This is a genomic window from Nonomuraea sp. NPDC050643 (genome assembly GCF_040654715.1).
GTDB lineage: Bacteria > Actinomycetota > Actinomycetes > Streptosporangiales > Streptosporangiaceae > Nonomuraea.
In genome coordinates, this window is sequence record NZ_JBFAIM010000080.1 from 43,499 (window position 1) to 62,282 (window position 18,784).

Annotated in this window: 18 protein-coding genes; 11 read left to right on the forward strand and 7 right to left on the reverse strand. The window is 73.3% G+C overall.

Going from position 1 to position 18,784, the window contains the following annotated elements; all coding sequences use genetic code 11:
• Nucleotides 1-258 precede the first annotated feature (258 nt).
• From AB0I15_RS56860 to AB0I15_RS56880, 5 genes are read left to right on the forward strand one after another with little or no spacing between them, the layout of a single operon-like run.
• Nucleotides 259-1,566 carry an MFS transporter gene (locus AB0I15_RS56860; protein WP_358116764.1) on the forward strand — a complete coding sequence of 436 codons (1,308 nt, stop codon included), beginning with the start codon at nucleotides 259-261 and terminating at the stop codon, nucleotides 1,564-1,566.
• On the forward strand, nucleotides 1,563-2,555 hold the full coding sequence (locus tag AB0I15_RS56865; RefSeq protein ID WP_358116767.1) for a hypothetical protein: 993 nt from the start codon (nucleotides 1,563-1,565) through the stop codon (nucleotides 2,553-2,555). Before AB0I15_RS56860 ends, AB0I15_RS56865 begins: the two co-directional genes overlap by 4 nt.
• Nucleotides 2,552-3,586 (forward strand): DUF917 domain-containing protein, encoded by a 1,035-nt coding sequence (locus AB0I15_RS56870; protein ID WP_358116770.1) that lies wholly within the window; start codon nucleotides 2,552-2,554, stop codon nucleotides 3,584-3,586. The genes AB0I15_RS56865 and AB0I15_RS56870 overlap by 4 nt, the downstream gene beginning before the upstream one ends.
• On the forward strand, nucleotides 3,583-5,160 hold the full coding sequence (locus AB0I15_RS56875; protein ID WP_358116772.1) for a helix-turn-helix domain-containing protein: 1,578 nt from the start codon (nucleotides 3,583-3,585) through the stop codon (nucleotides 5,158-5,160). Before AB0I15_RS56870 ends, AB0I15_RS56875 begins: the two co-directional genes overlap by 4 nt.
• A 44-nt stretch (nucleotides 5,161-5,204) precedes the next feature.
• Nucleotides 5,205-6,053, forward strand: a complete 849-nt coding sequence (locus AB0I15_RS56880; protein ID WP_358116775.1) for a metallophosphoesterase — start codon at nucleotides 5,205-5,207, stop codon at nucleotides 6,051-6,053.
• Between the two features lie 53 nt (nucleotides 6,054-6,106).
• Here AB0I15_RS56880 and AB0I15_RS56885 read toward each other — a convergent pair whose 3' ends face one another.
• Nucleotides 6,107-7,330: a hypothetical protein gene (locus AB0I15_RS56885; RefSeq protein ID WP_358116778.1), complete on the reverse strand. Its 1,224-nt coding sequence runs from the start codon at nucleotides 7,328-7,330 to the stop codon at nucleotides 6,107-6,109.
• 191 nt (nucleotides 7,331-7,521) lie between these two features.
• Between AB0I15_RS56885 and AB0I15_RS56890 the strand changes: the two genes are divergently transcribed.
• Entirely contained in the window at nucleotides 7,522-8,100 is a 579-nt protein-coding gene (locus AB0I15_RS56890) for a helix-turn-helix domain-containing protein (protein WP_358116780.1), read from the forward strand.
• On the forward strand, nucleotides 8,100-9,350 hold the full coding sequence (locus AB0I15_RS56895) for an MFS transporter (RefSeq protein WP_358116783.1): 1,251 nt from the start codon (nucleotides 8,100-8,102) through the stop codon (nucleotides 9,348-9,350). Before AB0I15_RS56890 ends, AB0I15_RS56895 begins: the two co-directional genes overlap by 1 nt.
• Here the strand turns inward: AB0I15_RS56895 and AB0I15_RS56900 are convergent.
• The 3 genes from AB0I15_RS56900 to AB0I15_RS56910 form a co-directional block, all read right to left on the reverse strand.
• Entirely contained in the window at nucleotides 9,340-10,968 is a 1,629-nt protein-coding gene (locus AB0I15_RS56900) for a hydantoinase B/oxoprolinase family protein (RefSeq protein WP_358116785.1), read from the reverse strand. The genes AB0I15_RS56895 and AB0I15_RS56900 overlap by 11 nt on opposite strands.
• Complete coding sequence (locus AB0I15_RS56905) at nucleotides 10,965-12,989, reverse strand: hydantoinase/oxoprolinase family protein (protein ID WP_358116787.1); 2,025 nt, start codon at nucleotides 12,987-12,989, stop codon at nucleotides 10,965-10,967. The genes AB0I15_RS56900 and AB0I15_RS56905 overlap by 4 nt, the downstream gene beginning before the upstream one ends.
• Before the next feature lie 102 nt (nucleotides 12,990-13,091).
• Nucleotides 13,092-13,487, reverse strand: coding sequence for a hypothetical protein (locus AB0I15_RS56910; RefSeq protein WP_358116790.1), 396 nt, complete (start codon nucleotides 13,485-13,487; stop codon nucleotides 13,092-13,094).
• A gap of 80 nt (nucleotides 13,488-13,567) precedes the next feature.
• Between AB0I15_RS56910 and AB0I15_RS56915 the strand changes: the two genes are divergently transcribed.
• The gene (locus AB0I15_RS56915; RefSeq protein WP_358116792.1) at nucleotides 13,568-14,188 is read left to right on the forward strand and encodes a YigZ family protein; all 621 of its coding nucleotides are present in this window, start codon (nucleotides 13,568-13,570) and stop codon (nucleotides 14,186-14,188) included.
• Here the strand turns inward: AB0I15_RS56915 and AB0I15_RS56920 are convergent, their stop codons facing one another.
• A complete protein-coding gene (locus AB0I15_RS56920) occupies nucleotides 14,189-15,418 on the reverse strand; it encodes an isochorismate synthase (protein ID WP_358116794.1) in 1,230 nt (409 codons plus the stop codon). It lies immediately after the preceding gene.
• Nucleotides 15,419-15,635: 217 nt separating this feature from the next.
• On the opposite strand from AB0I15_RS56920, the gene AB0I15_RS56925 reads away from it, so the two are divergent.
• Nucleotides 15,636-16,469, forward strand: a complete 834-nt coding sequence (locus AB0I15_RS56925) for a GDSL-type esterase/lipase family protein (protein WP_358116795.1) — start codon at nucleotides 15,636-15,638, stop codon at nucleotides 16,467-16,469.
• A gap of 90 nt (nucleotides 16,470-16,559) precedes the next feature.
• On the opposite strand, the gene AB0I15_RS56930 is transcribed toward AB0I15_RS56925, so the two are convergent.
• Entirely contained in the window at nucleotides 16,560-17,273 is a 714-nt protein-coding gene (locus AB0I15_RS56930) for an HNH endonuclease family protein (RefSeq protein ID WP_358116797.1), read from the reverse strand.
• 74 nt (nucleotides 17,274-17,347) lie between these two features.
• Between AB0I15_RS56930 and crcB (AB0I15_RS56935) the strand changes: the two genes are divergently transcribed.
• Nucleotides 17,348-17,830: a fluoride efflux transporter CrcB gene (gene crcB, locus AB0I15_RS56935; RefSeq protein ID WP_358116799.1), complete on the forward strand. Its 483-nt coding sequence runs from the start codon at nucleotides 17,348-17,350 to the stop codon at nucleotides 17,828-17,830.
• Nucleotides 17,827-18,186, forward strand: a complete 360-nt coding sequence (crcB, locus tag AB0I15_RS56940) for a fluoride efflux transporter CrcB (protein ID WP_358116801.1) — start codon at nucleotides 17,827-17,829, stop codon at nucleotides 18,184-18,186. Before crcB (AB0I15_RS56935) ends, crcB (AB0I15_RS56940) begins: the two co-directional genes overlap by 4 nt.
• 61 nt (nucleotides 18,187-18,247) lie before the next feature.
• Here crcB (AB0I15_RS56940) and AB0I15_RS56945 read toward each other — a convergent pair whose 3' ends face one another.
• Nucleotides 18,248-18,421, reverse strand: coding sequence for a hypothetical protein (locus tag AB0I15_RS56945; protein ID WP_358116803.1), 174 nt, complete (start codon nucleotides 18,419-18,421; stop codon nucleotides 18,248-18,250).
• Nucleotides 18,422-18,784 lie beyond the last annotated feature (363 nt).

Sequence of the window (18,784 nt, forward strand, 5' to 3'; positions counted from 1 at the left end):
CCTGGCCGGGAAGACCCCCGGGACCGTTATTACCCGGGCGCCTGTCACGGGCGCCGGTCACAGGTGCTCGGGGCGTGCGCCCCGCGGGATCCGCGGGCGCACGCCAGGGCGTGCCCCAGGGCGCTCCGCGTGGGCCCGGCCCGCGCGTCAGGGCGGTCGGCACAGCGTGAGGGGCCGGTTCAGGGCGGTCCGCACAGACGCGCCGCCGGAGGAGCGCCATAAGGTGCGGCCAACTTCCGCCCTCTCCGAGGAGCCACCATGACCGCCGTCGACTCGCGAACGATGCCCATCGGGGCGGCGTTCGACCGCATGCCGTTCACCCGCAGGCACGTGCTCATCGCCCTCGCCCTCTTCGTCGCGTTCGTCATCGAGTCGTGGGAGCAGCTCGCCCTCGTCTACGTCTCCGGCGACCTGGGCGGCGCGCTCGGGATCGGGGAGGCGGGCATCGGCGTCGTGCTGTCGGCGGTCGCGTTCGGCATGATCCCGGGCGTGCTGGTGTGGGGGCCGGTGGCCGACCGCTTCGGGCGCAAGCCGGTCGCGTTCTGGTCGTTGCTGGCGTACGGGGTGATCGCGTTCGCCTCGGCGTTCGCGCCCCACGTGGCGGTGCTGGTGGCGCTGAGGGTGGCCTCGGGGGTGGCGCTGGCGGGCGTGTACACGATCACGTTCCCGTACTTCCTCGAACTGCTGCCGACCCGGCATCGCGGGCGGGCGGCGGTGTACCTGTCGATCGGGTGGCCGATCGGCATGCTGGCCGCGATCGGGGCGTCGGTGACGCTGGGCGACCTCGGCTGGCACGTGGTGGTGATCGCCAGCGCGGTGGCGGGGCTGTGGGCGTTCGCGATCAGGGCGTGGGTGCCGGAGTCGCCGTACTGGCTGGCCGCCCGCGACCGCCAGGAGGAGGCGCGGGCCGTGCTGCGCGAGCTGGGCAGCCCGGACGCCGACGCCACGTACACGGTGGCGAGCAAGCGGGTCGGACGGCCGCTCGACCTGTTCCGCGGCGGACTGGCCCGGATCACCGTGCTCATGCTGCTGCTCAACTTCGTCTTCAACTGGGGCTACTGGGGCCTGCAGACGTGGCTGCCCACGCTGCTGCAGGACAAGGGCCTGACGCTGTCGGCCTCGCTCGGCTTCGCCGCGCTGAGCGCGCTCATGATGATCCCCGGCTACGTGAGCGCGTCCCTGCTCACCGGCCGGTTCGGGCGCAAGAGGGTCTTCCTCGTGTACGTCGTCGCGGCGGCGGTCGGCGGCCTCTGGTTCGCCACCGCCGACTCGATGACCGGCCTCTACCTGGGCAACTTCATCCTGTCGTTCTTCAGCCTGGGCGCGTGGGGCGTCTGGAACACCTGGAACGGCGAGTTCTACCCGACCGCCCTGCGCGGCACCGGCTACTCGTGGGCCACCGCCGCGCAGCTCGTGGCCACCACGGCGGCGCCGTCGGCGGTGGGCGCGCTGCTGGCCGGCGCGACCGGGTTCACGGCTACCATGCTGATCATCAACGCGTTCATGGTGGCGACGGCGCTGCTGGCCGTGCCGCTGCCGGAGACCGAAGGGCGCGAACTGGAGTGATCCTCGGCGTCGCCCTCGCAGAGCCCGCGCCGGTGCTGGTGGCGGTCGGCGACGGCGTGCCGGTCTGGCCGGTGGCCCGGGGCGCCGCCCGTACGGCCGCGCGGGCCTGCGTGGCGGTCGACCTGACCGGGGCGCCCACGGCCCCCGTGGCCGCCATCCGCGTCGGCGGCCCGTGCCCCGACGCGCTGCGACCGGTCGTCCGCCCGGGGGTGGCCACCATCGTGCGGGGCGGCCACAGCGTCACCGGGCGGCCGCTGGCCCCGCTGGACACCGGGGCCGTACGGCGGTTCGCGGCCACGTGCGGGCTCGCGGACTTCGCCGTGACCGCCACGGGGTCGCCCATGCTGGCCGAGCACGAGCTGGCGGTGGCGGCGATCGTCGCGGCCGAGGTGCCGGGAGCGCGCATCACGCTGTCGTACGAGTTCGGGCAGCCGGGGCTGCGGGAGCGGGAGGCGGACGCGATCCGCAACGCGGCACTCGGGGCCGCGGCGGGGCGGATCGCGGACGAGGTGGCCAGAGAGCTGCCCGGGGTGCCCGCCTACTTCGCCAGGTCGGGGAGCGGGCTGGTGTCGGCCACCTACTTCCGCAGGTACCCGCTGACCTGCGACCACGGGGCCACGGCCAGCCTGGCGCGCGGGCGGGCCCTCGCCGGCGCGGTGCCCGATGACGTCCCGGCGGCTTACGGGTCCGCTTACGGGTCCGCTTACGGGTCCGCTTACGGGTCCGCTTACTGGGCGGCCTACTGGGCGGCCTACGGGGCCGCGCTCGGCCGGCCGGAGGCGCGGGTGGAGCGGATCGTGCAGGCCCGGGGGCGGGCCGAGCTGGACCGGGTGCTGCGGGACGCCAAGGACGAGGCGCTCACCCGGGTGGTCAGCGCGGGCGCCGCCCCGGGGTCGGCCAGGATCGCGGAGACCACGCTGAACCCGCTGTCGTACCTGCCGGACGGGCTGTACCGGGTGCGGGTGACGGCGGAGGGGGACACGGCGTGAGCGGGTCGATCGGGGCGGAGGAGCTGGAGCTGTTCTCGGCAGGGGCGCGGTTGTTCGCGACGGGGGCCGCGGAGTCGTCGTACAACCTGACGCTGGACTGGGCCCGGTCGGTCGCCGGCCAGGGCGTCGAGCTGGTGGCGGCCGGGGACCTGGCGCCGGGGACGCTCTGCGTGGCGGTCACCCTGGCGGGCTCGACGACGGCGCTGAGCGAGCAGGTGCCGGCCGGGGACGAGCCGGTGCGGGCCGTGCGGGCGCTGGAGCGCAGGCTGGGGGAGCGGGCCGGGGCCGTGGTGGCGCTGAACCTGGCGGCGGAGAACGCGCTGGTGCCGTTCATCGCGGCGGCGGGGCTGGGGGTGCCGCTGGTCGACGGGGACGGCACGGGGCGGGTGTTCCCGCTGGTGGAGCAGACGACGTACACGCTGGGCGGGTTGAGCCCGGTACCGCTGGCGCTGGCGGGCGCGTCGGGGGAGCTGGTGCTGCTGGAGACGGCGGCGGGGCGGGTGGAGGAGCTGCTGCGTCCCGTGGTGCTGTCGGTCGGAGGGTGGGGGGTGGCGGCGTGCTATCCGATGGCGGCGCGGGACCTGGCGCGGGCGCTGGTGCCGGGGACGGTGAGCATGCTGATGCGGGCGGGCGTACCGGGGGCGCCGAGGTCGGCGGCGGCGCCGTACGGTGTGCGGACCCTGTGCAGGGGGCAGATCCTGGCCGTGGAGGGGAGCACGGGGCACGGCGCCGACCTGGCGCTGCCGTCACTGCCGTCGAGCATCGTCCTGCGCGAGCCGGACGGGCTGCGGCGGCTGCTGCGGCTGGAGGCGCACAACGAGATCGTCCTGGCCCTGGCGGACGGGGCGGTGGTGGCGACGGTGCCGGACCAGATCTGCATGATCTCCACCGGCGACGGGATGGTGGTGGACGTCGACAAGGCGGAGCCCGGCCTGGAGGTGGACATCATGGTGGTGAAGGCGGCGCCGGTGTGGCACACGGAGCGCGGCCTGGCCCTGGGCGGGCCGCGCGCGTTCGGGTTCCCGCTGTGAGCGGGGTGCGGTCGCCGGCGTGGGAGGCGCCGGTCACGGTGGCCGAGCTGGTCAACGCGGGCCCGCTGGCCGGGGCGCGGATGTACGGCACGGGCGAGAACCCGGTGCGCGGGGTCCGGATCGTGGACGAGCCGGCGGTGTTCGGGACGGTGGCCCCGCACACCGCCGTGGTGCTGACCGGGACGGCGGCCGGCGGCGGGTGGGCGGTGGAGATGGCCATGCGCCGGGCCTGGGAGCAGGCGGCGGCCTGCGTGATCGCGCCGTCGGGCGGGCTGAGCGAGGGCTCCGGCGAGGTGCTGGCGGAGCGGCTCGGCGTCACGCTGATCTTCGTGGACGAGGATCCGCTGATCGTCGCGGTCCGGGTCGCCTCGGCCGCCTCCCGCCCGGACGCGGCCCGCACCCAGCTCGTCGCCCGCTGCGCCACCCGGCTCGCCGAGACGGACCTGTCGGCGCGGCGGGTGCTGGGGGTGCTGAACACGGAGCTGCCGGGCACCTCGGTCGCCTTCCTCGACCCCTACGGCCGCCATCTGGCCGGCCGCCGCGACGCCACAGGCGATCGGCCTTCAGCGGTTGACGGGCCTTCAGCGGTTGACGGGGCTTCGGCGGGTGCCGGGTCGTCGACAGACGAAGGGTGGAGCCTGTCGTCGGGGAAGGGCGGGCGGTGGTCGGCGGTGGTGGAGGTGCCCGACCAGGAGGGCGGGGTGCTGGGCACGCTGGTGGCCGCCGGTTCGTCGCGCTCGCCCGGGTGGCCGTCGGTGGTGCGTACGGTGCTGGGCCTGGCGGTGGCGCCGCTGACCGCCTGGGCCGCCCGGGAGCGGCTGCGCGCCTGCCTCGACTTCGCCCTGCGGTCCTCCGTGGCCGAACGCGTGCTGGCCGAAGCCTCCACCTCGTTCTCGGACGTCGAGCCGGCCCCCGGCGAGGAGGAGACGGCCGGCGGAGTACGGGTGGCCGCCGTGGCGCTGGGGTGGCCGGTGGACGGGCCGCTCACCGCGTACCAGATCCGTCCCGTCACGGACCCCGGCGACGCCTCGACGGCGCAGGCGCTCATCATCGCCGCCCTCGGCCACGTCCCCGTGCTCGCCCGTGCCGGCGGCTGGGCGGGCTGGTCGTCGCTCGAGCCCGCCGAGCTGGTCGAGCGCCTGGAGCGCTGCCTGCCGACCATGCCGTGGCGGTGCGCCGCGGGCGTGGGCGCACCGGTCGAGGGGGTGCGGGCCGTGGGGGAGTCGCTGCTCGGGGCGGAGGCGGCGGCGTACGTGGCGGGCGCGGGAACGGTGGCCCGCGCCGACCGGATGGGCCCGGCCGAGCTGCTCGGCGCCCTGCCCACGGGCGTGCTGCGGGCGCCCGCCGCCGTCGTGCTGCGCCCGCTGCTGGCGATCGACCGGGACGGCACGCTGCTGGAGACGCTGGCCGCCGTCCTCGACGAGGGCGGCTCGCTGAAGGCGGCCGAACGGCTGGGCGTGCACCGCAACACGATCACCACGCGCCTCGACCGCGTCAAGGCCACCGGCTTCGACCTCGACGACGCCGCCACCCGCCTGGCCCTCCAGCTCGCCTGCCACGTGATGCTCCGCTGAGCCCCGCATGGCATGCTCGTCATCAAGCCCGGAAGGAGACCCCGTTGCCCGAGAGCCGACTGCTGGCGGTCAGCGACCTGCACGTCGCCCACCCCGAGAACAGGGCCATCGTGGAGCAGCTCAAACCGATCACCCCCGGCGACTGGCTGCTGGTCGCGGGAGACGTCGGCGAGCGGCTGGCGGACATCACCTGGGCGCTGCGCCTGCTGGCAGCCCGCTTCGAGCGGGTCGTCTGGGTGCCGGGCAACCACGAGCTGTGGAGCATGAAGGATGAGACGCCCGATCTGCGCGGCGTGGCCCGCTACGAGCATCTGGTGCGCCTGTGCCGGGAGCTGGGCGTCCTCACCCCGGAGGACGACTACCCGTTATGGCAGGGCGCGGGCGGCCCGGTCAGGATCGTCCCGCTCTTCCTCCTGTACGACTACACCTTCCTCCCCGCGGGCCACCACACCAAGGAGAGCGCCCTGGCCTACGCCCACAGCACGGGCGTGATCTGCACCGACGAGTTCATGCTGCACCCCGACCCCTACCCCACCCGCGACGCCTGGTGCCGCGCCCGCGTGGAGCTCACGGAGCGGCGGCTGGCGGAGCTGGACGACGTGCCACTGGTGTTCGTCAACCACTACCCCCTCGTCCGCGAGCCGACCGACATCCTGCGCTACCCCGAGTTCGCCCAGTGGTGCGGCACCACGGCCACGCGCGACTGGCACCGCCGCCACCCCACGGCCGCCATGATCTACGGGCACCTGCACATCCCCCGCGTCACCTGGTACGACGGCATCCGCTTCGAGGAGGTCTCCCTCGGCTACCCGCGCGAGTGGAAGCGCCGCCCGGGCCACCGCCGCCTCCTGCGCGACGTGCTGCCCGACGGCCGGCCGGCCTCGGAGACCTGACCGCGCCCCCGCCACCGCCCGTCCCGCCACCGGCCGGACGGGCGGTCGCCGGATCAGTGGCCCCGGGTGACCCGCACTCCCTTGCCGATCCTGCGGGGCACCCCGACGTCGTCGATCAGGTTGCCGGTCGAGGCCACGGACATCGCCTCGCCGTCCCCGTCGCCCCTGTCGAGCAGCAGGCCGGTCTCACGCTTGGTGCCGTGCCCGAGGATCGTGTTGCCGCTGATCGCCGCGTGCCCCTTGCCGTAGTTGACCGCGTCCAGCGCCAGGTACACGAAGTCGACGTCCTCCGGCAGCGGCCCGGTGACGGCCGCCTTGCGCTCCGGCGGCGCCGAGCCCTGCCTGCGGGCCGCGCGCAGCTCGGCCAGCGCGTTCGGCGGCGGCAGGAACTTGTGGATCCGGTTGGCCGTGATCGTCGTACCGGCCTCGCCCTGCAGGTCGCAGCGGACGCCGTAGTAGGTCTGGCCCGCGGTGCTCTCGGCGCCGAAGTCCTCGATGTAGTTGTTGTGGATCGAGGTGCCGAAGCAGCGGCGCGCGTCGATGGCGTTCTTCGGCGTCGCGTACAGGTGCAGGTCGCTGAACGTCCACCCGGCCGCGTTGTCGCTCTGGATGGCGTGCGTGCCGCTGAAGCCGATCCAGGAGCGCTGGAACGTCCAGTCGGTGACCGAGTTGCCCGGGTCGATCACCCGCAGCCCGGCCTCGGCCGCGCCCTCGATGTAGACGTCGCTGATGATGCTGTTCACCATCGTGTTCCGCAACATCGTGCCGTTCCGCGACGGGTTGCTGATGCGGATGCCGTCGGACGGCGTGCTGTAGATGTCCAGGTCGTAGACGCGGGTGTTCCACGAGCGCAGCAGCAGGCCGACGGTGCCGGTGTTGTTGTCGCGGTTGCCGTCGATGGTGAGCTTCTCGACGCGGATGGTGTCGCCGCTGGAGTCGGTGTTCTTCAGCCAGCCCTCGGAGGCGAGCACGGCGGGCAGGTTCGCGCCGTCGGCCTGCCTGAGCACGGTGCCGGCCTTGGAGTCCCCCCGGTACGTGCGCATGTCCGCGAGGCTGATCGTGGCGTTGATCAGGCACGGACCCTTGAAGACGATCTCGTCGCCCTCCTTGGAGGAGTCGATCGCCGCCTGCAGCGTCCCGGCGTCGTCGGCCGTGTTGGCGCAGGTGGCCTCCACCCGGGAGGCGGCGGCGGGCGGCACCGGCATGAGAACGGCGCCCCCGATGACCGCCGCGGTGAGGGCGGCGCCGGCGAGCAGGCGCACACGTAATTGACGCATGGTGATTCCCCTTGTCAGAAGGATCGATACGGGGGCGTGAATCCCCGAGCGCCCCCGTCCGGTGGTGATCATTGTGGCCGACCCGCGATCGATCCGGGATCTTCTTCGCCGATCGGGTGACGCCAGGACTGCAAACAGTTCTTCGCGAAGAAGTCTTTGCGAAGAACTGTTTGCAGTTTAGTCTCGGAGGCATGACCCCACCCGACAGAACCGTCGTCCTCGACGCGAAAGGGCTGCGGGCCCTGGCCCACCCCGTCCGTGTGCAGCTCGTCGATCTGCTGCGCAAGCACGGCCCGTCCACCGCCACCCGCCTGGCCGAGCGGCTCGGCGTCAACTCCGGCACGGCCAGCTACCACCTGCGCAGGCTCGGCGCCGCCGGATTCGTGGAGGAGGACGCCGAGCGCGGCAACGCGCGCGAGCGCTGGTGGCGCTCGGTGCACCACACCACCCGCCTGACCGGCGACGAGCTGACCGAGAGCGAGCCGGAGGCGGTGCTGGCCTACATGCAGTCGGTCGCCGCCCTCTACAACATGCGCACCCAGCGGGCGCTGAACGAGATGCTGACCATGCCCAAGGCGTGGCGGGACATGCTCGACCTCAGCTCCTTCGCGCTGCGCCTGACGCCGGAGGAGGGCCGGCGGCTGCGCGAGGAGCTGGGCGAGGTGATCGCGCGCTACCGGCGCGACGTGCCCGGCGAGCCGGCCCCCGACGGCGCGGCACGGGTCTCGCTCATCACCGAGCTCCTGCCCGAGCCGCCCGAGGAGCCGTGATGTCACGCGCCCTGACCGGCGTGCTCGGCGCGATCGCGGTGTCGCTGACCGGGACACGGGTGTCGGCCATCGCGCTGCCCTGGTTCGTGCTGGAGTCCACCGGCAGCGCGGCGCAGACCGGGCTGGTGGCGTTCGCGGAGATGGCGCCGTACGTGCTGGTCAAGGCGCTGGCCGGGCCGATCATCGACCGTGCGGGGCCGCGCCGGATCTCGTGGGCCTGCGACGTGGTGAGCGCCGCGGCGGCCGGGACCGTGGTCCTGCTGCACGCGCTCGGCCTGCTGCCGCTGGGCGCGCTCGTCCCCCTGGTCGCGGTGATCGGCGCCGCCCGCGGCCCCGGCGACCTGGCGAAGGAGGTCATGGTCCCCGAGGCGGCCGAACGGGCGCGGATGCCGCTGGAGCGGGCCACCGGCCTCATGGGCGTGACCGAGCGGCTGGCGCAGACGGTGGGGCCGGCCGCCGGCGGCGTGGCCGTGGGGGTGCTCGGGCCGATGGCGAGCCTGGGCGTCAGCGCGGTGTGCTTCGCGCTCGGCTCCGTGGTCGTCACGTGGGCGCTGCCGCGCGGCATGGGCCGCCGCGCCGCCGAGCTGGAGGATGGGCAGGAGGAGGAGAACGACGGCTACTGGCGGCGGTTCGGCCAGGGGCTGGCGTTCCTGCGGGGCGAGCGGCTGCTGCTCACCGTGATCGTCATGATCGGCGTGACGAACCTGCTCGACGCCGCCTTCAGCCAGGTGCTCGCGCCGGTGTGGGCCAAGGAGTCCGGCCACGGGGCCGCCGTGCTCGGGCTGAACAGCAGCGTGATGGGGCTGACCGCGGTCGGCGGCGGGCTGGTCGCGGCGGCCGTGGCGCACCGGATGCGGCGCCGGCCGGTGTTCTTCGTGGCGTTCCTCATCGCCGGGCCGCCGCGGTTCCTGGTGCTGATGGCCGACCTGCCGCTGTGGGCGATCGTGGCGGTGTTCGCGGTGAGCGGGTTCGCCGGCGGGTTCCTGAACCCGATCCTGGGGGCGATCACGTACGAGCGGGTGCCCCGGCGTCTGCTGGGCCGGGTGGGCGCCCTGCAGACCTCGCTGGCCTGGGCCGGGATCCCGCTGGGCGGCCTGCTGGCGGGGGTGGTGGTGACGGCCGCCGGGCTGGCGCCGGTGCTGCCGGCGTGCGGGGCCGCCTACGCCGTCACCACGAGCCTGACCGGCCTGCGCCCCGAATGGCGCGAGATGGACCGGCTGCGCGGCCGCCCCGCCGCCCTCAGGGAGTGATCATGCCCTGGACCAGGTCTGCGGCCGTGGCCTCGGGGGAGCGGTGCTCGGCGGGGCCGTAGCCGCCGCCCCCGCCCGACTCGCAGCGCAGCACGTCCCCGGCCCTGACCGGCAGCGCGTTGACCTTGAGCATCTCCCGCTCGTCCGCGGTGCCCGGGTTGAGCGTGACGCGCGGGGGAGCGCCCGCCAGGCCGCCCGCCAGGCCCCACGCCGGGGTGACCGAGCGTTCGAACCACAGCGACAGCGAGGTGTCGCCGCAGAACTCGTACTCGCGCACCACCCCGTTGCCGCCTCGCCACCGACCGGCCCCGCCGGTGTCCGGGCGGATCTCGTAGCGGGTCACGCGCACCGGGAACAGCGTCTCCAGCACCTCGATCGGCATGTCCCGCAGCGCGCCGTTGACGTTGTTGATCAGGCAGGTCTCGCCGTCGCCGCCCTCCCAGGCGCCCCAGCCGCCGACCGTGGCCTCCTGGGAGACGTACAGCTTGCCGGTACGCGGGTCCGTGCCGGTGAACTGCACGATCATCGAGTCCCCGTACGAGGCCGCCGCCGCCTTGTCCGGCAGCACCGGGGCCAGCGCCCTGACCACCAGATCGATGAGCAGCCCCAGATGCGAGTAGTAGTACTGGCAGGCCGCGGGCGACTCGGCGGCCAGCATCGAGCCGGGGCGCGTCTCGACCGTCAGCGGCCGGAACGAGCCCCCGTTCAGCGGCACGTCGCCGGAGACGAGCAGCTTGTACCCGACCCGCACGGCGGCCACCGCCTGCGCCGCCCCGCAGTTGACCGGGCCGAGCGCCTGGTCGGCGCACTCGGTCAGGTCGACGTGCATCGACTCGCCCGACACCGCGACCGTCACCTTCACCGGCAGCGGCGTGGCCAGGTCGATGCCGTCGTTGTCGAGGAACCCGGACGCCTCGTACACGCCGTCGGGGACGGCCGCGATGGCCGCCCGCTCCATGCGCTCGGTCTGGGCGAAGATCTGGTCGCGGGCCGCCATGACCGTCTCCAGGCCCCACCGGGAGACGATCTCCTTGAGCCGGCGCTGGCCGGTCATGGCGCAGCTCACCTGGGCCCGCATGTCGCCGAGCGTGGCGTGCGGGAAGCGGACGTTGCGGGCGATCACCTCGTGCAGGTCGCGGCAGGGCGCGCCGCCCTCGTACACCTTGACCGGGCCCATCCGCAGGCCCTCCTGGAAGATCGACGTGGAGTCCATCGAGCCGCCCGGGTCCTTGGAGCCGACGTCCAGCCAGTGCGCCCGCGACGCCGCGAACCCGGTCAGTTCGCCGTCCACGAAGATCGGCCCGTAGACGGTGACGTCGTTGAGGTGGGTGCCGCCGATGTAGGAGTCGTTGAGCACCCACACGTCGCCCTCGCGCCACACCTCCCGCCCGTACAGGCGCTCGGTCTCGCGGGTGCACACCTCCAGGTTGCCCAGGAAGATCGGCAGCCCCGACGACTGGCCCAGCACGTCGTGGTCGCGGTCGAGCAGCGCGACCGCGCAGTCCTTGGCCTCGTAGATGACGGGGGTGTAGGAGCTGCGGATGAGGGTGGTGTTCATGTCCTCGGCGGCCTGCAGCAGGGCGCACCGGATGATCTCGGTGGTGACGGGGTCGATCACGTGTTCACCTTCAGGAGGAGGAAGCCGTTGTCGTCCACGGTGACCAGGCAGCCGGGCGGGACGACCGTGGTCGCGGTCTCCTCCACCACGATCGCGGGCCCGGCCAGCTCGCCGGCCAGACCGGAGCGGCGCAGCACGGGCGTCCGGTGCACCTCTCCGTCGAAGATCACATCCCGTACGTCCGGCGCCGCCTCCACGGGGGCGTCCACGGCCGCGGCGGCGGTCCGCGGGAACGAGCCGAACCCGGTGCTGCGCAGCATCACGAACTCCACCGGCGCCTCGGGCGTGGCGTGCCCGTAGCGGCTCGTGTGCGCCTCGGCGTAGCGGGCCCCGATGGCCGCGAGGAACCCCGGCTCCGCCGGCTCGGCCGCGTCGCGGAGCGGGATGGTGAGCGTGTAGTCCTGGCCCTCGTAGCGCATGTCCACGGCGTGCTCCACCCGCCGCCGCTCCTCCGGCACGCCCTGCCCGGAGAGTGCGGCGAGCGACTCACGCTCAAGTGTCAGAAGATTTCCGGACATGTCGGTGCCGTCCAGCGCCCCCTGCGGCCGGAAGTACGGATGCGTCAGATCCCGCCGCACGTCCGCCTCCAGCATCCCCCACGCGGAGAACGCCCCCGGGAACCGCGGCACGACCACCTCGGAGATCCCCAGCTCCCTGGCGATGAACGCGGCGTGCATCGCCCCCGCGCCCCCGAACGCCACCAGCGCGAACTCCCGCGGCTCCACCCCGTGCTCCACGGTCAGCGTGCGGATCGCCTGCGCCATCTTGGCGTTGGCCACGTCGCAGATCCCCTCGGCCAGCAGCAGCGGATCGAGGTCCAGCTCCTCGGCCAGCTCCGCCACCGCCGCGCCGGCCGCCTCGGCGTCCAGCGTCATCAGCCCGCCCGCGAACCACGCCGGATCCACCCGGCCCAGCACCACGTTCGCGTCGGTGACGGTCGCCCGCGTGCCGCCCCTGCCGTAGCAGGCCGGCCCCGGCACCGCCCCGGCCGACTCGGGCCCCACCCGCAGCGCGCCCGCCTCGGCGTAGGCGATCGAGCCGCCGCCCGCGCCGATCGTGTGCAGGTTCACGATCGGCATCAGCACCGGGTGACCCTCGATGCGCGCCTCGGCGCTGACGTCGGGCCGCCCGTTCACGACGAGCGACACGTCGAACGAGGTGCCGCCCATGTCGACGCAGATGACGTTGTCCCGGCCCAGCAGCCGCGCCGCGGCCACGCCGCCCATCGTCCCGCCGACCGGCCCCGACAGCAGCGTCTGCAGCGGCCTGCGCATCGCGTACGAGGCGTTGACCAGCCCGCCCGACGACTGCATCACGTGCACCGGCACGCCCAGCCCCCGCTCGGCGAAGCGCCGCTCGATCCGGGCCAGGTAACGGCGCACCACCGGCCCCGTGTACGCCTCCAGCACCGCCGAGGAGGTCCGTTCGAACTCGCGCCACTCCCGCGCCACCTCGTGCGACAGCACGACCAGCACGTCATCGCCCAGTTCGGCCCGCAGGATCTCGCCCGCCCTGATCTCGTGCGCCGGGTCGGCGAAGGCGAACAGCAGGCACACGGCCACCGCGTCGAAGCCCTCCGCGCGCGCCCGCCGCGCCGCCGCCCGCACCGACTCCTCGTCGAGCGGCGTCAGTTCCCGCCCCCGGTAGTCCAGCCGGCCGCCGGCCTCCATCACGTCCTGGCGCGGCACCAGCGGCGCGGGCTTGCGGTAGCGCAGGTCGAACATGCGATCCCGGTTGCCCCTGGCGATCTGGTAGACGTCCCGGCCGCCCCGGCTCGCCAGCAGCAGCACGCGGGCGCCCTTGCGCTCCAGCAGCGCGTTGAGTCCCTGCGTGGTGCCGTGCACGAAGAACGAGATGGCCGCGGGATCGTCCACGACCCGCTCCAGCGCGGCGAACACGCCCTCGGCCAGATCCCCCGGAGTCGTGGGCGCCTTCGAGGCCGTGACGGCACCCGACCGCTCGTCGTAACAGACGACGTCGGTGAAGGTGCCGCCGATGTCCATGGCGACGCGATAGCTCATGCGGTGAACCGTATGCCGGGCCCGTCCCCGCCCGCATGTGCGTCCCGCACAGCCATGTAAGGCCCCCCGTGCAGTTCGCCCGTGCATTCGCCGGGCCCGGAGTCAGCGGGCCGACTCGACCCTGTTGTTGTCCCCGGTGATGATCACGCCGCTGTTGTCACCCCCCACCGCCACCGAGCGGTCCCCCGAGGCGGTCACCGCCACGCGCGGCAGCATCGCGGCCACCTCGCGGTTGAGGTGGGGGTCGGCCTGGAACGCCGCCACGATCGCCAGCCTCAGCTCGGCCCGGCTCGGCTCGTCGTCCGGCTTGGCGCCCGCCACGCGCCCGATCACCTGCCTGGAGTAGGTGTCGCCGCGGCCGAAGAGCCGCTGCAGGATGCGCGAGCCGCGGGCCACGTCGGTGTTCGCCGCGAGTTCGCTGGTCTTGGCCAGAACGCCGGCCCCGTACGCGTTGATCGCTGCCGTGACATAGGGCATCACGTCGTTCGCAGTGTCCATGTGACCCTCCCGTAGGTCCTTATGGAATGACGAGATGGTAGCTCCCAGAGTTCCGGCGGCAAGGGCATACCCTGTCGAATGTGCCTGCGCCGTACCTCACTCTCACCACTGTCGTCGAGCACGAGACCGAGGCGCGGCGTTCGCGCTTCATCTGTGCCCTGTCCCCGGCGCGCACGGTCGAGGAGGCGGCGGCCTTCATCGCCGGGCGCCGCCGCGAGCATCCGGGCGCCACCCACAACTGCACCGCCTACGTGATCGGGGAGCGCGTCCAGAAGGGCGACGACGACGGCGAGCCGGGCGGCACCGCGGGCACGCCCATGGTGCAGGCGCTGGTCGGGCGGGGGTTCAGCGATGTGGTGGCGGTGGTGACGCGCTATTTCGGCGGCACCCTGCTGGGCGCGGGCGGGCTGGTGCGCGCCTACGGCTCCGCCGTCACCGAGACCCTCGACCGGGCCGAGCCGGTGCGGATGGTCCCGGCCAGGCTCGTCCACGTCGCGGTGGCGCACGACCAGGCCGGGCGGGTGGAGAACGACCTGCGCGCCTCGCGTCACGCGGTGCGCGAGGTGACGTACGCGGGCGAGGTCACCTTCGCCGTCGCGGTGGGGGACGACGAGGTGGCCGCGTTCACCGACTGGGTGGCCACGCTGACGGCCGGGCGGGCCCGCGTGAGCCTGGGCGCGGCCCTCCACGTGCCCGCCTGATCAGCCTTCCAGCGCGTACTGCATGACCCGGAACTTCGCCTGCGCCTCGGCCAGCTCGGCCGCCGGGTTGGAGTCGCCCATGATGCCGCCGCCCGCGAACAGCCGCGCCCGGCGGCCCTCCACGAGCCCCGAGCGCAGCGCGATGCCCCACTCGCCGTCGCCGTGGGCGTCGATCCAGCCCACCGGACCGGCGTATCCCGCCCGGTCCATGCCCTCCAGCTCGCGGATGACCTGGATGGCGGTCTTGGTCGGGGTGCCGCCGACGGCCGCCGTCGGGTGCATGGCCGCGACCACGTCGAGCACCGAGGCCCCGTCGGCCAGCCGGCCGCTGACGTGGCTGGCCAGGTGCTGCACGTTGGGCAGCATCAGCAGCTCGGGCTCGTCGGGCGTCGTCAGCGAGGAGCACAGCGGGGCCAGCGTCTGGCGGACCGAGGCGATCGCGCACTCGTGCTCGTGCCGGTCCTTCGTCGAGGCGAGCAGCGCCGCGCCCCGCGCCAGGTCGTCGGCCGGGCCGGTGCCGCGGGGCGTGGTGCCGGCCAGCACCAGCGACTCGATCTCCTGGCCCGTGCGCCGGATCAGCAGCTCGGGCGTCGCGCCGACCAGCCCCGCCACCGAGAACGTGTAGCACTCCGGGTAGCGGCGGGCCAGCCGGGTCAGCAGCAGCCGCACGTCGATCGGCCGCTCGGCGGTGGCGACCAGGTCGCGGGCCAGCACCACCTTCTCCAGCTCGCCGTCGCGGATGCGCCGAGCCGCGCGGGCCACGACGTGCTCCCACTCGGGGGCGGTCAGGCTGCCGTCGCCGTAGCTGATGCGCCCCGGATCGCGGATCGGGGAGAACGTCTCCAGGGGCGCCTCGCCGATCGTGGTCAGCCAGGCGTGCCCGCCGCGGCGGGCCAGCACGGCCTGGGGGACGACGAGGACCGACCCGTGGGCGTCCTCGTCGAAGGTGAAGCTGCCGAAGGCGACCGGGCCCGAGCCGGGGGTGCGTACGGCGTCGTCGACGTACGCGTCGCCGAGGACGGTGGTCAGCCACTGGCGGGCCCAGGCGAATCTGCCGGGGCCAGGGGGCACGGCCACCCGTGCGGCCTGTCCCCAGCCGACGAGGCCCTCTCCGTTCCTGACCCAGGCGTAGGGTGCCGTCTTGGGCAGGGATGCCAGCAGGTCACCGGGGTCGCCGACGGGGGTGGTGCGAACCGGCAGCGGGCGGGTTGTTCCGAGCGCGACACTCACTCAAGACACTCTATGCGGGAACTGAACACGTTCGACTCGGACCCCCGTGAATGCGAGGTTACGGGCAAAGAACCCGGAAAAAACCGGAGGCCCAGGGGGATAGGGTGCAACCTCATCGGGTGCGGTGTGTCAAGAACGCATATGAAGTCGGTCCTGAACTGGCAGGCCTTGCCCCGAGGTCATGGCAGGCCGCTGATCGGCTCCCTAATTTGGGTCCATGATCGGTCGTCTGGGCCCCGTCCTCGCCGCAGTCGTAGTCCTTTCCGCTTCCGGCACGGCACAGGCCGCCCAGGCCCAGCCCGTGCCCGAGATCATGGCCGCGCTCGGAGACTCGATCTCCACCGGCTTCAACTCCTGCGGCTGGTACGTCTCCTGTGCCGCACGCTCATGGTCGGCCGGCGACAACGGCGAGGTGCGCAGCCACTACCTGCGCCTGTCGGCCCTGTCGGGAACGCTCCAAAGCCACAACCTCAACTACGCCGTGCCCGGCGCGACCAGCGCCGACCTGCTCGGCCAGGTCAAGAAGGCGGTCGCGGCCAAGGCCGACTACGTCACGATCCTCGTCGGCGCCCAGGACGCCTGCGTGCGCACCGAGCAGGCGATGACGCCGGTGGCGACGTACCGGCGGCGGATGGACGCCGCGCTCGCCGAGCTGCGGGCCGGGGCTCCGGGGGCCCGGGTGCTCATCGCGAGCATCCCCGACCTGCGGCGGCTGTGGCAGGTCGGCAAGGACAACCCGATGGCCCGCACCTTCTGGACGCTCGGCCGCATCTGCCCGACCATGCTGGCCAAGCCGTCCTCCACCCGCCGGGCCGACACCGAGCGCCGGAACAGGGTGCGCGCGCGGGTGATGGCCTACAACCGCGCGGCGGCCGAGGCGTGCGCGGCGTACGGGGCGGGCTGCCGTACCGACGGGGGCGCGGTGTTCCGCTTCCCGTTCACCCTCGGCCATGTCAGCAAGTGGGACTACTTCCACCCGAACATCGACGGGCAGCGGGCCCTGGCCGAGCAGACCTTCGACCACGGCTTCGACTGGATCGACCCGCGCTGACCCCCGGCAGGACCCGCCGGGGAACGGCCGTCCCCCGGCGGACCCGCGGGGACCGTGCCGGAGCGCGGCGGCGGACGGGCCCCGAAGAGGTCAGCGGCACTGGGCGAGCATGGTCTTCCTGTCCGCCGAGGTGACCGGCACGCCGTACTTGATCGCGACCTGGGCGAAGCGGGTGACGTACGCGCAGCGGACCTGGCGCTGGGGCGGCAGCCAGCCCGACGGGCCGGAGGCGTCCTTCTCCTCGTTGGCGTCGCCGTCCACGGGCAGCAGGTTGAGCGGGTCGTTGGCGAAGTCGAGCCGCTTGGCCATCGGCCAGCGCGGCGCGCCCATACGCCAGCCGTAGTTGAGCGGCACCACATGGTCGACCTGCACCTCGTCGGCGTTGTCCTTGTGCCAATAGATGAACCGGCCGGTGTAGGGATCCTCCAGTTCCATGGCGACGACCTCGCAGCTCGAACCCGACCGGTATCGCACGTTCTGGCCGTCGCGGGCCAGCAGGTCGTCGCGGGTGCGGCAGCCGTTGCGGGCGTAGGGGACGCCGGTGGCGGTGTCGGCCCAGTTCTCGCCGTACCGGGTGCGTTCGTAGCCGGTGCCGGGGCCCAGGCCCCTGACGCGCAGGCGTTTGATGAGGGCGCGTGCTTCGGCCTTCTCGGTGTCGGAGATGATGGGGGCCAGGCCGGGCAGTGTTCCGCTGACGTTGCCCAGGGGGCTGGCCGCGGTGGCCGGCGGGGTCTTGGCGGTGCCGATGAAGGAAACGACGATGATGGCTCCCGCGACGAGGGCGACCGCGTCCTTCGTGCTCAACCGGTCCTCCGAGGGGGGCTTCGGGTTGTCTAGAGAAATTCCCGGCATCGCCTGATTTGACACGGGAGGGTTATGTGACTGATCGGCCGATCGACCCGGATGTCGATCTGCATGTTCCGGCCCAGCGCGCCGAGCTCCACTGGACGGTGCCGGCGGTGATCGCCGTCGGAGGTGCGCTGGGGGCGCTGGCGCGGCACGGTCTGCAGGAGGCGCTGCCGGCCGGTCCCGGGGAGTTCCCGTGGGCGACGTTCTGGGTGAACGTGTCGGGCTGCCTGCTCATCGGGGTGCTCATGGTGGTGATCACGGAGGTACGCCCGGCGCATCGGCTGGTGCGGCCGTTCCTGGGGGTGGGGGTGCTGGGCGGGTACACGACGTTCTCGGCGTACGCGGTGGACTTCCAGCGGCTGATCGCGGCGCGGGCGCCGGTGGCGGGGCTGCTCTACCTGGCCGGGACGATGGCGGCGGCGCTGGCCGCCGTGGCGGCCGGCATGTGGCTGACCCGGCGCGTCGCGCGGGCACGGGGAGCACGGGGAGCACGGCGGGCGGGGACGCGATGACGGTGGTGCTGATCGTCTTGGGGGCGGCCGTCGGGGCGCCGCTGCGGTATCTGGCGGATCGGGCGGTGCAGGCGCGGCACGACACCGTGTTCCCGTGGGGGACGCTGGCGGTGAACGTGGCCGGGTCGGCGCTGCTGGGATTCCTGGCCGCGCTGCCCGCGGGAGGCGGGGTGATGGCGCTGCTGGGCACCGGGTTCTGCGGGGCGCTGACGACGTACTCGACGCTGGGGTACGAGACGGTGCGGCTGGTGGAGGAGGGGGCGCGCTTCCACGCGGTCGCCAACGCCGTGGCCGGCGTGGTGGCCGGGCTGGGGGCGGCCTATTGCGGCTCGGCACTCGCCCAGGCCCTGGCCTGACGGGCATGCTCGCGTACGGAGGAGGGGTCCAGCCCAAGGAAGAGCCGGACCCTGCCTGCGTCTATGGGTGACGGTTGAACCAGCCGAGCAGCCCCCAGAGCGTGGCCCCGCCGGAGGCGAGTCCCGTCAGGAGCGCGGCGGGCCATGTGGAGCCGTCCGCGAGCATGAGAGCGGTCGCGATGCTGGTGGAGGCGACTATCGCGAGCGCGATGAGCAGCGCGCGTTGCGAGTCCATACGAACCAACTCCTATCCACGAAGAACCCCATCCGAAGCAGGCTCCATGCGCGCTGTGCGCAGTGGACGCCGTCCGGGGTGGATCCAGTAGGAGAAGGCCCTCTACCTGGCACGATACGGGGCTCTCCGTGGCTCGCCCACGTTTTCGCGCGGTTTTGACATGGGCGTGTCCAAGCGATCTCGGGCCATGACCGTTGTCGGACGAAAGCGACATGTTTTGATGAAGCCGACTTGTGATCACCTCATCCGCCGTGCCGTGACAGCGAACCTAGTGCCGTAGCAGATTGGGTTTGCCCTGTTTGTGGTGACACGCCGATCAAGGTCCCACCTCGGCGGTCGTGATCGCTTCAGACTCTGCTCGTG